The organism is Myxococcus sp. MxC21-1, from assembly GCF_032612255.1.
GTDB lineage: Bacteria > Myxococcota > Myxococcia > Myxococcales > Myxococcaceae > Myxococcus > Myxococcus virescens.
In genome coordinates, this window is the sequence record NZ_CP123278.1 from 1,469,100 (window position 1) to 1,483,392 (window position 14,293).

Consider the following 14,293-nt stretch of genomic DNA (forward strand, 5'->3'; position numbering starts at 1 on the left):
AGGATGTTAGCGCATGCGCGCGTGCGGGCGTGGCGCGGAGTGTGTGGAAGGCGACGGCCGTGAGCCCTCGGGGACGGCGCTCACGGCCACGCCAACCTTCCCCTACGGATACACCTCGCGGCGGGGCAGGGGGGCTCCGTGGGGCGGGTGGGCGGCGTGGTGATGACGGCGCCCTCGGCCGCGATGCGCTGGCGGCGGCTCACGCCCACCGTGGCGCCGAGCATCGCGGAGATGAGGCCCAGCAGGAGCGACCCGAAGATGCCCCAGAAGACCCGGCTGGTGGGCTCCGCCGCCTGCAGCGCGCCCTGCTGGAACTGCTGGCCCACCTGGCCGACCTTGCCCCGGAACGCGGTGAACTGGTCGCTCACCCTGCCTGCGACCTCCTGCGCGTCCTGGCGAGACAGACGTGTGTTGTCCGCGATGGAGGTGACGAGCACCTCCTGGTCGAGGTTGCCCGTGCGCAGGGCGGTGCTCAGGACATCGGACGTAGCGGCCTGGATCTGGTTGGCGGTGATGGTCGGCTTGCCCTCCGCCTGGAGGCGCCGGTTGATGGGGCCGAGCGCGTCATTGGCGTCCAAGCCGAAGGCCTGCGCGGCCTGGCCTCCTCCCGAAGCCGCGCCTGTCACCGCCGCGCCGGTGGCTCCTATCACCGCGCCACCCGCGCGCAACGCGGTGCCCACCACGGAGGAGAGCAGCATGCCCAACAGGGTGGTGCCCACCAGCGTCGTCAGGCCCCACATCACCGCGCCGTGCAGCGCGCCGCCGCCCTTGTCCAGCCGGCCCGCGGAGCGCGCGGCCACGAAGCCGCCACAGAACAGGGCGATGAGGGGCGCGATGATGCTCCAGATGCCGGTGCCGATGCCCGCCGACCGGGCGCTGGCCGGGTTGTTGGGGTCCACGGAGGACAGCCCGAGTGCCAGGCCGAGCGAGTACAGGAGAATCGACAGGGCCAATGAGACGAAGGCGCCGCCGAAGATGGCGCCCCAGCTCAGCTTGTAGGGGTTGCCCGCGACGGCGGAGATGTCGCCGGGCGCTTGGTTTTCGACGATGGCTGCCATGGTGCTGCCCCTCCTGATGCCTGAGAGCGCCCCGAGCGGAGAAGGCGCTCATGTTCGCGGTAAACATGGGCATGGGGCAGCGGACGCACGATTTCGCCGTTTCCGGATGGCTCCCCGTGGAGGATGCCGGGGCCCGGGCTCACCCCAGGCCGAGTGCTTCTCGGAGCGCGGCTTCACCCGCGACCACGGGCGCGCACGGCAGCCTGTCGGCACGGAAGCTGTGCACCAACTCGGTCAGCGTCATGGGGCCACCGTCTCCCCATCCACTCCATGAGGCGAGCAGGCCCAGCACCCGCTCGGGGGGCACACCTCGCTCACGCAACTCCGCGAGCGCGAAGGCACCCTCGCGCTTGGCGAGGCGCTTGCCGTCTTCGCCCAGCACCAGCGGGACATGGAGGAACTCGGGCGCGCGCAAGTCCAGCGACGTGTAGAGCTGGAGCTGCCGGGGCGTGGAGGAGAGCAGGTCGTCCCCGCGCAGCACATGGGTGATGTCCGTGGCCGCGTCGTCCACCACCACCGCGAGCTGGTAGCTGGCCACGCCGTCGTTGCGCCGCACGACGAAGTCGCCCACCACCGCGTCCACGTCTTGCGAGTACGGACCCTGCAAGCCGTCCACGAAGCGGACCTCGCCAGGGCGCGCGCGGAAGCGGTACGCGGGCGCGCGCGTGCGGGCGCGCTCGGAAATCTGTTCGCGGGTGAGGTGCGCACAGGTGCCCGGGTAGCGGGGGCCTTCGTCGGAGAGTCCGTGAGGCGCGCTGGCGGCCCGTGCAATCTCCGCGCGTGTGCAGAAGCAGGGATACACGCGCCCTGCTTGTTCCAACCGGGCCTGGGCGTCGCGGTAGAGGCCGTCTCGCTGGCTCTGGAAGACGGGCTGCTCGTCCCAGTCCAGCCCCAGCCATTCCATGTCGCGCAGCAGGTCGTCGACGTACTGCGGCTTGCAGCGCGCGCGGTCCAGGTCCTCGATGCGCAGCAGGAAGCGACCATGGGCCGCCCTCGCCTGGAGCCAGCCGAGCAGCGCGCTGCGGATGTTTCCCAGGTGCATGCGCCCGGTGGGGCTGGGGGCGAAGCGGCCTCGGACCTGGCTCATGGGCGCCCCCGAGGTCCGTGGGGCAGGAGGGCGTGCGGGCACGCGGAGCGAATCATCGTCGCGGGGGACCATAACCGACGCGGGGGCCCGCCGCAGTGCCCGTGGCCTGCTTCGTCGACGCCCCCGGGGGTGGGTGCTACGTTCGCCGTGATTGGCGGAAAACCCCTCGATGCGCATCGCCCACTGCTCCGACGTCCACATCACCGAGGACTACTTCGCGCTTCCGCTGCACCGGTTGGGCTGGCGACGTTGGATGGCCCTGGCGGAGCTCACCGTGGGAGGCCGCGCCCGGCGGTACGCGCGCGCGCCCCAGGCGCTGGCCGCCATTGCCCGGGACGCGCAGGCCGCGCAGGTGGACCACTTCATCCTCTCCGGCGACCTGACGGCGTACGCGCTGGACGCTGAGTTCAGCGGCGCCCGCCAGTCCCTGGGCGCGCTGGCGGAGGACCCCGCCGCTGCACCGTCATCCCCGGCAATCACGACGTCTTCACGCCCGGGAGCCACCGCACCGGGCGCTTCGCGAAGTACTTCGGCCACCTGCTGGAGAGCGACCTGCCGGAGTACCGCCGTGAGGGCGCCTTTCCCTTCGTCCGGCTGCTGGGCACCGAGGCCGCGGTGGTGGGACTGCTGTCCGCCCGTGTGCCGCGCACGCCGGGCCTGTCCTACGGCGTCATCGGCGAGGCCCAGCTCGGAGGCCTGGCCGCGCTGCTGAAGGACGCCCGGTTGGAGGGTCGCGCCATCCTGGTGGTGGTGCACCACGCGCCGCTCAATCCCCATGGGCGACCGGACCGCTGGCACCATGGCCTCCGGGACGCGGACGCCTTGCTGAAGCTGCTGCCGGGCCCGCGCTACGCGGTGCTGCATGGCCACATCCACCGGCGCTACCACCACCCCGCCACCGCCGACCGGCCCCATGTCTTTGGCGCGGGCTCCTCCACCGAATCTGGACACGAGGGGTACTGGCTCATCGACGTGGCGGACGGACAGGTGTCCGGCGGCCAGCAACAGACGCCCGCCCTGTGACAGCACCGCCCGGGCGGCGATAGAAGGGCAGCCGATGACCGACATCACCCTGGAGGAGTACAAGGCGCTGCGCACCCTCCAGCGCGCGGTGGATGACGCCTTGGAGGAGAGCCTGCGCGGGCGTGAGACGCTGACGCAGACCTTCAAGCGCTGCTTCCCGTTGGTGCTCTCGCTCACCGGCGCCAAGGCCGTGGCCATCACCACGCGCGACGAGGAGCTGGTGGAGCAGACGTGGAACGCGGGGGACTGGAGCGACCGTCACCCCGGCGCGCTGTTGGAAGGTGCCATGGGCGTGCGCCGGTTGGGGGCGGACACCCTGGTCAGCCAGCCCCTGGACGTGGCGGGAACGCGCGTGGGTGTGTTCGGCCTCCTCTTCGCGGACGACGCCACCGCGCCGGATTCCTCCGCGCGCCTGTTGCGCGTGCTGGACACCGTGGCGGAGCAGCTCGACACGGTGTTGTGCCTGGTGCACACCGCGTCGGAGAAGCACCAGCTCATCCTCCAGTGCAACAGCCATCTGGCCAACCCCGTCTTCGAAGCGGGCATGGACCTGACCGTGTTGACGCTGGCGCAGCGCGTGCGCCTGCCAGGCTTCCTGCTGCTGTACCGGGACGCGGTGCAGCCGCACGTGCTGCACTACCGCACCTATCGCAACGGGCACCTGGAGTTCGAAAGCGGCGAGCAGCCCCATGCGGGGTTGGAGGCGGCCATCCGCCAGCACGGCCCCCGGCTGCTCCTGAGCGAGGCGTCCACGCTGCGGCGGCTCTTCTCCGGCCGCACCACCGAGGCCGTGCTCATCTCCGGCGCCGCCGCGCAGGGCCCGCTGGGGAAGATTGTCGTGTGGAACGACAGCGGCTTCTCCGCCTACGCCATGGACCTCATCCGGGTGCTGGCGTCCACGCTGAGTCAGCGGCTCCAGGACTACAACCGCGAGCGCATCCACCTGTCGCAGTTCTTCCCCAACGCCATCATCGACGCGTTGTTGCACGACCCCGCCTACGCCCAGTACCTGCGGGCGCAGGACCAGGAGGTGGGCATCCTCTTCGCGGACATCAACGGCTTCACCCGCATCTGCGAGCAGGGCTTCGACAGCCCGCGCAACATCGGCCGCTTCGTGGACGAGTGGAGCCAGCGCGCCGTGGGCTGCATCTGGGAGCACGGCGGCGTGTTCGACAAGATGGTCGGTGACTGTGTCATCGGCCTCTTCGGGCCGCCCTTCTTCAAGAGCAGGCCACGCGAGCGCGCGCAGGCGGCGGTGCGGGCCGCGTGTGACATCCAGGCCTTCACCGCGTCGCTGGGCGCGCACGAGGACGTGGCGGCGCTGTGTGAGCGCGTGAAGCTGCCGGGCCTGGGGGTGGCGGTGGGCGTCAACCTGGCGCACGCCAACTGCGGCCTCTTCGGACCCAACCGTCAGTACACGGCCTTCTCCAGCGGCATGAACCAGGCGGCCCGCCTCCAGTCACTGGCGGGTTTCCGGGAGACGCTGGTGATGGACCGCGTGCATGACGCGCTGGTGGGCTCGGATGAGCCCTTCTTCCAGGGCCTGCGCTTCGGGCCCCTGACGGAGACGCCCGTGAAGAACGTGGCGCAGCCGCTGCGCCACTACCGGCTGGAGCCGCTCACGCCTTGAGGTGAGGGCCCGCGTAGCGCCGCGAGAAGTGAATCCACCGGCGCTCGTCCACCTCCACCTGCCATTCGGAGTTGGGCGTCAGTGGCAGCCGCTGCTTGAGGAAGCTCTCCAGGTGGTCCGCCGCCTTCACTGGCGTGAGGCCCGGTGCACGGAAGGCGATGTGCAGGAAAACGTCCAGCGTGGCCGCCACGTCCACGGACGCGCAGATGCGCAGCGACCCCACGCGGCGCTGATAGAGCGTGTTCTGCCCGGGCCATGCTGCCGGGTCCATGCCTGTTCGTGGCAGTGACAGCCAGTTGTACGGCTCGAGAACGAAGTCGAGCAGCTCACTGCTCGCCTCATCCACCGTTGCGTGCTCCTGGATGGAAAGCATCGCCCACCTCCCCGGGGAAGCCGATGGAAAGAATGTGCCCATGGCCGTGTCGCGTGCAAGGGGCACCACCCGCAATCGACATGGGCGTCCGCCACCGACACGGCGCACCGCTCGGGGTGTAACTCAGGACCCTGACGGATGGACCTTCGCGTCATGGCGCGTGCGCTTCGCGCGAAGGGCCCGCGGTGTGGCGGGCATGCGAGCGTGAGCTCTCCTCGCGCGGCGCTCGGGCGCTTCGACGTTCGAGACAGTGCGCTCGTACCCGGGGCCTGGGCGGACAGCAGGCTTGGGACCTTCAGGAATACGTCAGGCGCTGGTGGGAAGTGAACGGCGTGAACGTCGTTCCACGGTGGCCTTGAGCTGGCCACAGCCCGCGTCGATGTCGATGCCCCGGCGCTGACGCACCGTGCTGGGCACATCGTAGGAGGCGAGCACGTCCTGGAAGGCGCGCACGGACTCCGGACGGCTGGGGCCGCCGTCGTAACCCACCGTGGGGTTGAGGGGGATGACGTTGACGTGCGCGTCCATGCCGCGCAGCAGCTGACCCAGCGTGTGCGCGTGCTCGGCGGTGTCGTTGCGGCCGGAGATGAGCGTCCACTCGAAGAAGATGCGGCGCTTGCGCTTCTCGCTGTAGTAGCGGCACGCGTCCATCAGCTCGTCGAGGGGCCAGCGGCGTCCAGCGGGGACCAGCGCCGCGCGTTCGGCGTCGGTGGCGCCATGGAGGCTGACGGCCAGGTGGATGGGGCGCTCTTCATCCGCGAGCCGCCGGATGCCGGGCACGACGCCCACCGTGCTGAGCGTGATGAAGCGTGGGCCCATGGCGAGCCCCAGCGCATCCACCAGCACGTCCACCGCGGACATCGTGTGCTCGTAGTTGTGGAGCGGCTCGCCCATGCCCATGAGGACGACGTTGCGCAGCGTCTCACCGGAGGCGCGCAGGATGCGGTTGACGTGGAGTATCTGCCCCACGATTTCGCCGGGCGTCAGGTGGCGTGAGAGCCCCATCTGCCCAGTGGCGCAGAAGACGCAGCCCATGGCGCAGCCGGCCTGCGTGCTGATGCACACCGTGGCGCGGCCCTTGAACCGCATCAGCACGGTTTCAATGGTCTGCCCGTCGTCCAGGCGCAGCAGCAGCTTGTGCGTGAGGCCGTCGCTGCTGAAGGACTCGTGATGGGTGGCCAGCTGGCCCAGGCGCGTGTGCTCGCGCAGCATGCGCAGCAGCTCCGGCTTGAGGCCGTCCAGTTCGTCGAAAGTGGTCGCGTGCCGGCGGTACAGCGCGGTCCAGAGCTGGTCGCGGTGGTAGGGGCCGAAGCCCCAACCGGAGAGCAGCGCCCCCAGCGCGGGCCGCGTCAAATCGTACAGGTTGGCGGACGTGTCGGACGGCATGACCAGGCCCCGAGATAACACACCGGGCGCGGGCGTACCTACCCGTGCCCGTTGCCATTCGTGGACATTGACCCTGCCCTGCGGGGCGGCCTGGCAGGTACCGGGTGGCCGGGCAGGCGGCCATGCCTACCTTGAACCTTCATGGGGATGGCCATCCATCAGGAGGAGTTCCGTCCGGAGGACCACGAGCGCTTCTCCCGGCGGCTGGCGGAGAGCCTGGAGGCGCTGCGGGCACTCCTGGCGCGTCCGGGGTTCGGCGTGGGCGCGCCGACCGTGGGCGCGGAGCTGGAGCTGTACCTCGTGGATCGCCTGGGCTTCCCACTGCCGGTGAACCGAGCGGTGCTGGCGCGCGCGGAAGACCCCGCGTGACGCTGGAGCTGGATGCCTTCAACCTGGAGGTGAACCTGCGTCCGTGCCCGCTGGCCGGCAGAGCCTTCCGTGCGCTGCGCCAGGAGGTGGAGAGCGCGGTGGCCGCGGTGCGCCGGGCCGCGTCCACGCTGGGCGCGCGCGTGGCCGTCATCGGCATCCTCCCCACCTTGCGCGAGGCGGACTTGGGCAGCGGCGCGCTCACGAGCGAGCCGCGCTATCGCGCCATGTCCACCGCCATCCGTCAGCGCCGGTCCGCGCCGTTCCATGTATCGATTCGGGGGAGGAGGAGGCGCTGTCGCTCACCTGGAAGGACGTGACGCTGGAGGGCGCGAACACGTCGCTCCAGTACCACCTGCGCGTGGCGCCGGGTGACTTCGCGCGCATGTACAACGCGGCGCAGCTCGCCACGGCGCCGGTGCTGGCGGCGGCGGGCAACTCGCCGCTCTTCCTGGGACGGAAGCTGTGGGACGAGACGCGCGTGGCCCTGTTCCGGCAAGCGGTGGACGACCGGGGCGAGCCCGGAGAAGGCGGCTTTCAGCCCCACGCGCGCGTGTCGTTCGGCCATGGCTGGGTGCGCGAGGGCGCCTACGAGTTGTTCGCCGAGGCGGTGGCGCTGCATCCACCGCTGTTGCCGGTGTCGGGCGACGAGCCCTCCGCGAGCGCGTGGCGGCGGGCGAGGTGCCGGGCCTGGAGGAGCTGCGCTTGCACCAGAGCACGGTGTGGAGCTGGAACCGCGCCATCTACGACCCGAAGGACGGAGGCCACCTGCGCATCGAGTTCCGCGCCCTGCCCGCCGGGCCCACGGTGGTGGACATGATGGCCAACGGCGCCTTCCTGCTGGGCCTCACGTTGGCGCTGGCCGAGCGCGTGGATGCGCTGCTGCCCGCGCTGCCCTTCGTCCACGCGTACGGCAACTTCATCCGCGCCGCGCGGCAGGGCCTGGACGCGGAGCTGCTGTGGCCCTCCTCCACGGCGCCCAGTCCGCAGCCGATGGCGGCGACGGAGCTGGTGAAGCGGCTGCTCCCCGAAGCCCGGGAGGGCCTGGTTCGCGCGGGCGTGGACGCGGAGGAGGCGGACACGCTGCTGGGCATCATCGAACAGCGCGTCGCGCTGCGACAGACGGGCGCGGCATGGCAGCGGCAGATGCTGGCGCGGCTGGAGTCGCAAATGCCCCGGCAGGACGCCCTGGCGGCGATGCTGGAGCGCTACCTCCAGCGCTCCGAATCCGGAGCGCCTGTCCATACATGGCCGGTCGAGTAGCCTGTCGCCCGGGGTGTGCGGTAAAGCGCTGCGCGCCGTGAATATCCCGCCGCCTCGTCCGTCACCGGACGCACGCGACTCGCGCTTTCGTGACCATGGCCCGGCTCCTCCTCGTCTCCTTGTTGGTCCTGTGTGCCTGTACCACCCTGCGCGGCCGCGCGGACTCCTTGGCCCAAAAGGGCATGTTCGTGGAGGCCGCGGCCATCTACGACGACCTCATCCGGCAGAGCCCCTATGACCAGGAGCTCCTCCTGGCGCGCGAGGGCCTGCGCTCGCGCGCCCTGGCGCAGTTGCTGAGCAACGCGCGGGAGGCGCGCCTGGAAGGGGATGACGAAGAAGCGGAGGCGTGGCTCCTGCGCTTCCTGAACCACCGGACGGCATGGAACTCGAAGCTGAATGGCGGCCTGGAGAGCTCCCTGCGCGAGGAGGTGGATGGCACACGCCGTCATCTCCAGCGGCTCGTCGGCAACCCCGCGCGCCAGGGACACGCGCTCACGGCGGAGCAGACATTGCGGCGCAAGCAGCCGCTGCTGGCGCACCGCGAGCTGGCCCTCATCTCCCGCGACATGGAGTGGCTGGTGCTCCAGAGTGGCAAGACGTCCTGCCAGCGGCTGCGGGACACCAGCACGGATGACAGCCCGCACTGGCGCGAGCTGGTGTTCCGCTACTGCGGCCACTGGCGGGAGTACGCGCCGCGCCCAGCGACGGCGCCCGAGCTGTTCGGCCCGCCTTCCTGGACGGGCACCGTGGAGGGCCTGGACGAGGCACAACAGGCGCAGTTGGAGGCCCGGCTCACCCAGGCTTTCGAGTCCTCGCCCTGGTTCGCGCCGGGAGGCTCGGCGCGGCCGGTGTTCAGCCTGGAGGGACGCTTCGTCACCCAGCGCGACAGCCACCCCGTGGAGTTGACCGCGCCGTGGACGGAGAGCGTGCCGTACACGGACCACGAGGACCGCACGGAGACCATCGAGGAGCCCTACGAGGCGGAGGAGGAGTACACCGACTCGAAGGGCAAGACGAAGACGCGCAAGGTGACGAAGTACACCAAGCACACGCACACCTACTCCGTGCCCGTCACGCGGTACCGCGACGTCCCCAGGACCTTCGAGTACCACGCGCTGCGGCTGTCGCAGGCGCACCACGTCGCGGTGGCTTCGTCCGTGGTGTTGGACGCCCGGCGCGGGCCCTTCACCGTGACGTTGCAGGACCAGCTCTCCGAGTCCGGCCACGAGCACGACGTCACCTTCAGGGAAGGCAACGTGCGGCCCCAGCGGCCGAACTTCACCCTGGCCGAAGCCTGGCTCGAGGCGAAGGTGGAGGCCCTGCGCGTGGCCTTCTCCCGGCAGCTCGCCGAGCACTGGCGTGAGTCCTACTGTTCCACGCCTTCGCTCACCTTGGACGAAGCCGCGCGGTGCGCGCGCGCGGGCATCGCCGTCCCCATTCAGGCGTCCCGGGTCCTCTCAGACATCCTTGGCGCGGATGCGACCCAGGTTCCCGCACTTTTCGCGTCACCGTGACGCGGTGTGGGGCGGTGTCGCGTCCAGTCGGCGGGTAGCATTTATGACGGTCCGGGTTGTTATGGTGTTCTGACCTGGAATACCCGTGAGCGCGGACTGTAAAACCTGTCAACCCCGCGCTGGTAGGTGGATTCCACCCAGAGGACCGTATGCATCCGACTGACGTCCGCTGCCGTAGTCCCCGTAGGAACCTTGCGATGTGGATGGCTTCTTCGCTGCTGCTCGCCGCGTGCGGTGGGGCGGAGGCGGAGGCGCTCGCGGACGCCGAGTCCCCTGGCGTGGCGTCCCAGTCGTTGGTGGAGCCGTCGTCCGAGTCCGCCGACCGGCGCATCATCGTGTATCAGACGACCTCGCTTCAGCTCATTCGCATGGACCACCAGGGCGATTCGCACCTGGTGGCGGAGCGCACCGGTGCGCCCGAGGTGTCCCTGGATGGCAGCCGCGTGGCGTATGCGAAGCTGCCGGATGGATACCGCGAGGGCGACGTGGTGCGGAGCTCGGAGCTGTACGTGCTCAACGCGAACTCGGGCAAGTCGGTCCGAGTGACGCAGGGCTTCGATGACAGCGAGCCCGTGTGGACGCCGGATGGGCGCAACGTGCTGTTCCAGTCCACGCGGCGCTCGGGCGTGCCCTCGCTGTGGCTCGTGAAGGAGAACGGCAAGGACCTGAAGCAGCTGACGAACGTGGGCACCTCGCAGCTCAGCTCGGCCTACATCCCCAACCCCGCGCTGGGCGGCACCGTGGAGTGGGATGCGGACCGGCGCATCATCGTCTACACGACGACCAGCCTGCGGCCGGGCGAGGACGGCGAGGTGCGCGTCATCACCTTCGACAGGAACTACGACGTCGCCACGGCCTACAGCCTGGGCACGGGCTTCGGGCCGGTCTGGACGGAGCGCGGCACCGTCGTCTTCTCGCGCAACGAGGGTGGCCAGGTCATCAGCGTCGAAGTGCGCGTGAGGTAGGTCGTCACCCGCAGTCGGGCCCGCGCGGATGCATCGGAGCGCGGGCCTTTGTCTTTCTTCAGCCCTCGTCCTCGGCGCCGCGACGCAGGCCCAACATGCGCCGCAGCTCGCGCGCGGACTGACGGCTCACCTCCACCGCGTGGCCTCGCAGCGTGCGCGCCGGTAGCCACCTGTGTCCAGCGGCTCCAGTCGCGCCACGTGCGTGAGGTTGAGCAACGCGCGGCGGTGGACGCGGTGGAAGTGCTCGGACGGCAGCTTCTCCACCAGCTCGTTGAGGGTGAAGTCGGTGAGGAAGTCTCCTGCGTGGTGAACACGGTCACCAGCTCGTCCTCCAGCGATGCGTGGGAGATGGCTTCGGGATCCACCAGGACGATGCCCTGCCGCGTGGGAATGGGCAGGCGGCCCAGGCCGCGGACGGGCGTGCCGGTGGCTTCGGTGGGTTGCTGACCGTGCCCGTGGATGATGTGGCCGGACCGCGTGCGCGTGCGCGTTCCAGGGCCTTCTGAAGGCGCGCGGGCTCCACGGGCTTGAGCACGTAGTCCACCGCGCCATGTTCAAAGGCCTGCACGGCGTGCTCGGCGTGGGCGGTGCAGAGGATGACGCGCGGGCCGCCTTCCGGCAGCAGGGCCAGGGCATCCAGGCCGCTGAGGCCGGGCATGTGGATGTCCAGCAGCACCACGTCCACGCCGCCCGCGCGCACGGCGGAAAGGACGCCATCCGCGTCCGAGGCCTCGCCGCAGACCTCCGTGTCCGGGAGCGCCGCGAGCAGCCGCGTCAGGCGCTTTCGGGCGAGCAGTTCGTCATCGACGATGAGGACGCGAAGTGGGGCGCTCAGGTGAGGACTCCAGGTTGGGGGCCCGCGCGGGGCAGGGTGACGGTGACACGGGTGCGCACTTCGCCGCTGTCGAGCACGAGGCGCGCGGCGCCGCCATAGGACAGGGCGAGGCGGCGCTCCACGGTGGGCAGGCCAGCGCTGCCCTCACGCGGCCCTCGGGAGGGGCCCGGGTTCTCGATGGCGACCTCCACCTCGTGGCCCCGCGCGGTGACGTCCAGGGACAGAGGGCCGCGGTGGCCCGCGGCGGGGCCATGTTTCACCGCGTTCTCCGCCAGGGGAGCAGCACGAGCGGCGGGACGGGAATCTCCTCCATGCCGGCGGGGATGTTCAGCGTGAGCTGGAAGAGGTCCGGGTCGCGGAGCAGGTGCAGGTCGAAGAGCGTGCGGATGAGCTCCAGCTCCTGGGTCAGGGGCCGGTGGCGCTGCGCACGCCCGCGAGCACGGAGCGGAGCATGGTGGACAGCCTCAGCACGGCGGTCTCCGCGACGGCGCCGTCCTCACGGCACCACTCCGCGATGGCGTTGAGCGTGTTGAAGAGGAAGTGCGGGTCCAGGTGGCTGCGCAGCGCGAGGAGCTGGGCCTGCTCGGCCTCCAGCGCGAAGCGGGCGGCGCGGGCGCGCTCGCGGGTGAGGCTCTCCTCGAAGCCGATGTCACGGCCCAGGCCCCAGCCCCCCACGAGGAAGAGCGCGCCGCACACCGCGAGGTTGGTGGGCTGCGTGAGGAAGGTGGGCCCCATGCCCAGGAGCTTCGGCAGCACGAAGCCGGAGGTGAGCACCACGCCGCTGCCCACGGTGGCGTAGAGCAGGAGCCGGATGCCGCCATGGCTGAGGTCCAGGCCTTCCGGGAAGAGAACGCGGTAGGAGACAGGCGCCACCGCGATGAAGAGCAGGCACATCAGGAGGCCCAGCCCGAACGCGGCCCAGAGGGGCGCGTGGCTGAAGCGCACCTGCGCGGTAATCAGCGCGACGGAGACGACGAGGATGGGCAGCAGCCGTCGGGGCTCCACGAGGGCCCGCAGGGTGGCGCGGACGATGGAGCCTTCCGATGTTCCCAGCATGCGCCAGCGGGAGCCTACACCGCCGGCCGCGTCACTGCGCCGGGCGCTCCTCCAGCTCCGTCTCGAAGGCGTCCAGCAGCATGCTGCCGGCGAGGACGACGGGGAAGAGGACGATGGCGGCGACGACGAGGACGGGGGAGGGGAGGGCGAACATGGCGGGGGGCTCCTGACTCCGACAAGCATGCACTGCCAGTCTGACGCGTCTTCCTGGTCTACGCTGACGCCTCCGGCCCGAGCGGTCGCTCCCTGACAACGAGCGGTCGCAGTCGCTATTTCCGAACGCTTTCCTCGTCCGCGAGGGCAGTCGCGAGCCGCGCCGCGTTACGGATGCAGTCGTTGAGGCCAATGCCTTTGTAGGCGTTGCCCGCCAGGTGCAGCCCGGGCCAGCGCTGGAGCGCCGCGTCGATGCCCGCCATCCGCGCCAGGTGCCCCACGTTGTACTGGGGGATGCCCCGCTGCCAGCGGAAGACCTCCGTGAAGGTGGGCCGGGCCGTAACGCCCGTCAGGGACTGCAGCTCCTCAATCGCCAGCGCCGCGAGCGCTGCTTCGTCCCGCTTCACCAGGTCCGGCTGACGCGCGCCGCCCACCATGCAGGTGTAGAGCACGCGGCCGCCCTCGACACGGAAGGGGAAGGTGGTGGACGCGTGGATGGCGCCCAGGAGCCGCCGCTTCTCCTCGAAGGGCACCAGGAAGCCGAAGCCGTCCGGTGCCGGAAGCGTGCCCACGTCGAAGCCCAGGTGCACCACCGCGATGGGCGCGTACTCGATTCGGGACACCTGCTCCGCTAGCGCATCATCCAGGGGGCGCAGCAGCTGCGCGGCGACAAACGCGGGAACCGCCAGCACCACGTGGTTCGCGGTCAGCTCCGCGCGGCGTCCATGTTCCTCGACGGCGAGCTTCCATCCGCCATCCACGCGCGTCAGGCCTTCCACCCGTGCGCTCACGTGCGCTGTGTCACCCAGCGATGCGGCCAGCGCGTCGATGAGCACCTGGAGGCCGCCGTCGAACGTGCTCAGCGCGCCTGACAGCTTCGGCGCGCCCCCGCGGGCAGCGCCTGGCGTTGAGTCTTCTTCGCGCGGATGGCGCCCAGGATGAGGCTGCGGTGCTCGCGCTCCAGCTTCACCAGCATCGGGAAGGTGGCCTCGACGCTGAGCTGCTCCACGTCACCGGCGTAGATGCCCGTCTGCACCGCGTCCAGCAGCACCCGCGTCGCCGCGCGGCCCAGGTGGCGGCGGCCGAACGCGGCCAGTGATTCGTCCGTGCCTTCCGGCGCGCGGCGGGAGAACAGCTCGCCGGCGACCCGCAGCCGCGCGCCCAGCGGAAGAATGTCCGAAGCCAGAAACGCCGGAGGCGAAGCCGGCACCGACCGGAGTCGGCCTCGCGTGTAGACATAGCGACGCTTCGCTGAAGGGTCGGCGACCCGGATTCGACCTTCCAGGTTCAGCGCCGCCGCGAGTTCTCGCGTCGCGGGCTCGCGGTCCAGGAAGCTGTTGGGGCCCTGCTCCACCAGGTAGCCAGCCCGCGCATGCGTGCCCACCGCGCCTCCAAGACGTGCGGATGTCTCCAGGAGCACGGCAGCCGTACCGCGCGAACGCAAACCGTGCGCGATGGCCAACCCCGAAATCCCACCTCCCACGACGGCGACATTCATCCGATGTGTCCTCTGCATGTGGTGCATGCGATTACCAGCGTGCACTCCCCGGTCGTCAACGCGCGTGTTTTGCCAGCGGAAGGCAT

At 70.5% G+C, this 14,293-nt stretch carries 10 protein-coding genes and 4 pseudogenes; 5 read left to right on the forward strand and 9 right to left on the reverse strand.

The features are described from left to right. Positions 1–80: 80 nt before the first annotated feature. Both QEG98_RS06955 and gluQRS read right to left on the reverse strand, forming a co-directional pair. Positions 81–1,058 carry a hypothetical protein gene (locus tag QEG98_RS06955; protein ID WP_316566158.1) on the reverse strand — a complete coding sequence of 326 codons (978 nt, stop codon included), beginning with the start codon at positions 1,056–1,058 and terminating at the stop codon, positions 81–83. 139 nt (positions 1,059–1,197) lie between these two features. Next, positions 1,198–2,145 carry a tRNA glutamyl-Q(34) synthetase GluQRS gene (gene gluQRS, locus QEG98_RS06960; protein WP_316566159.1) on the reverse strand — a complete coding sequence of 316 codons (948 nt, stop codon included), beginning with the start codon at positions 2,143–2,145 and terminating at the stop codon, positions 1,198–1,200. Positions 2,146–2,314: 169 nt separating this feature from the next. Between gluQRS and QEG98_RS06965 the strand changes: the two are divergent. Then, positions 2,315–3,168 (forward strand): annotated as a pseudogene (locus tag QEG98_RS06965) (metallophosphoesterase family protein). A gap of 34 nt (positions 3,169–3,202) precedes the next feature. Continuing rightward, positions 3,203–4,798, forward strand: a complete 1,596-nt coding sequence (locus tag QEG98_RS06970) for an adenylate/guanylate cyclase domain-containing protein (RefSeq protein WP_316566160.1) — start codon at positions 3,203–3,205, stop codon at positions 4,796–4,798. Here the strand turns inward: QEG98_RS06970 and QEG98_RS06975 are convergent. Next, positions 4,788–5,171 (reverse strand): hypothetical protein, encoded by a 384-nt coding sequence (locus tag QEG98_RS06975; protein WP_020478233.1) that lies wholly within the window; start codon positions 5,169–5,171, stop codon positions 4,788–4,790. The two genes, QEG98_RS06970 and QEG98_RS06975, sit on opposite strands and share 11 nt — an antisense overlap. 306 nt (positions 5,172–5,477) lie before the next feature. After that, the gene (gene rlmN / locus QEG98_RS06980) at positions 5,478–6,557 is read right to left on the reverse strand and encodes a 23S rRNA (adenine(2503)-C(2))-methyltransferase RlmN (RefSeq protein ID WP_316566161.1); all 1,080 of its coding nucleotides are present in this window, start codon (positions 6,555–6,557) and stop codon (positions 5,478–5,480) included. A gap of 141 nt (positions 6,558–6,698) precedes the next feature. Here rlmN and QEG98_RS06985 point away from each other — a divergent pair. The 3 genes and pseudogenes from QEG98_RS06985 to QEG98_RS06995 all read left to right on the forward strand — a co-directional run bounded on the left by QEG98_RS06985 (position 6,699) and on the right by QEG98_RS06995 (position 10,665). Next, positions 6,699–8,186: pseudogene (locus QEG98_RS06985) on the forward strand (glutamate-cysteine ligase family protein). A 95-nt stretch (positions 8,187–8,281) separates the two neighbouring features. Beyond that, positions 8,282–9,700, forward strand: a complete 1,419-nt coding sequence (locus tag QEG98_RS06990) for a hypothetical protein (RefSeq protein ID WP_316566162.1) — start codon at positions 8,282–8,284, stop codon at positions 9,698–9,700. Positions 9,701–9,903: 203 nt separating this feature from the next. Further along, positions 9,904–10,665 carry a hypothetical protein gene (locus tag QEG98_RS06995; protein ID WP_316566163.1) on the forward strand — a complete coding sequence of 254 codons (762 nt, stop codon included), beginning with the start codon at positions 9,904–9,906 and terminating at the stop codon, positions 10,663–10,665. Between the two features lie 126 nt (positions 10,666–10,791). On the opposite strand, the gene QEG98_RS07000 is transcribed toward QEG98_RS06995, so the two are convergent. The 5 genes and pseudogenes from QEG98_RS07000 to hemG form a co-directional block, all read right to left on the reverse strand. Beyond that, entirely contained in the window at positions 10,792–10,929 is a 138-nt protein-coding gene (locus tag QEG98_RS07000) for a LytTR family transcriptional regulator DNA-binding domain-containing protein (protein ID WP_316566164.1), read from the reverse strand. Between the two features lie 52 nt (positions 10,930–10,981). Then, positions 10,982–11,500 carry a LytR/AlgR family response regulator transcription factor gene (locus tag QEG98_RS07005; protein ID WP_316567842.1) on the reverse strand — a complete coding sequence of 173 codons (519 nt, stop codon included), beginning with the start codon at positions 11,498–11,500 and terminating at the stop codon, positions 10,982–10,984. Next, positions 11,497–12,556: pseudogene (locus tag QEG98_RS07010) on the reverse strand (sensor histidine kinase). Before QEG98_RS07010 ends, QEG98_RS07005 begins: the two are co-directional and overlap by 4 nt. A gap of 31 nt (positions 12,557–12,587) precedes the next feature. Further along, positions 12,588–12,710 carry a hypothetical protein gene (locus QEG98_RS07015; protein ID WP_020478232.1) on the reverse strand — a complete coding sequence of 41 codons (123 nt, stop codon included), beginning with the start codon at positions 12,708–12,710 and terminating at the stop codon, positions 12,588–12,590. A gap of 115 nt (positions 12,711–12,825) precedes the next feature. Then, positions 12,826–14,234, reverse strand: a pseudogene (gene hemG / locus QEG98_RS07020) (protoporphyrinogen oxidase). Positions 14,235–14,293: the final 59 nt, after the last annotated feature.

Excerpts from the sequence above, each read along its gene's own strand:
- QEG98_RS06955 (WP_316566158.1), bottom strand. The coding sequence starts at position 1,058 with ATGGCAGCCATCGTCGAAAACCAAGCGCCCGGCGACATCTCCGCCGTC.
- gluQRS (WP_316566159.1), bottom strand. The coding sequence starts at position 2,145 with ATGAGCCAGGTCCGAGGCCGCTTCGCCCCCAGCCCCACCGGGCGCATG.
- QEG98_RS06970 (WP_316566160.1), top strand. The coding sequence starts at position 3,203 with ATGACCGACATCACCCTGGAGGAGTACAAGGCGCTGCGCACCCTCCAG.
- QEG98_RS06975 (WP_020478233.1), bottom strand. The coding sequence starts at position 5,171 with ATGCTTTCCATCCAGGAGCACGCAACGGTGGATGAGGCGAGCAGTGAG.
- rlmN (WP_316566161.1), bottom strand. The coding sequence starts at position 6,557 with ATGCCGTCCGACACGTCCGCCAACCTGTACGATTTGACGCGGCCCGCG.
- QEG98_RS06990 (WP_316566162.1), top strand. The coding sequence starts at position 8,282 with ATGGCCCGGCTCCTCCTCGTCTCCTTGTTGGTCCTGTGTGCCTGTACC.
- QEG98_RS06995 (WP_316566163.1), top strand. The coding sequence starts at position 9,904 with ATGGCTTCTTCGCTGCTGCTCGCCGCGTGCGGTGGGGCGGAGGCGGAG.
- QEG98_RS07015 (WP_020478232.1), bottom strand. The coding sequence starts at position 12,710 with ATGTTCGCCCTCCCCTCCCCCGTCCTCGTCGTCGCCGCCATCGTCCTC.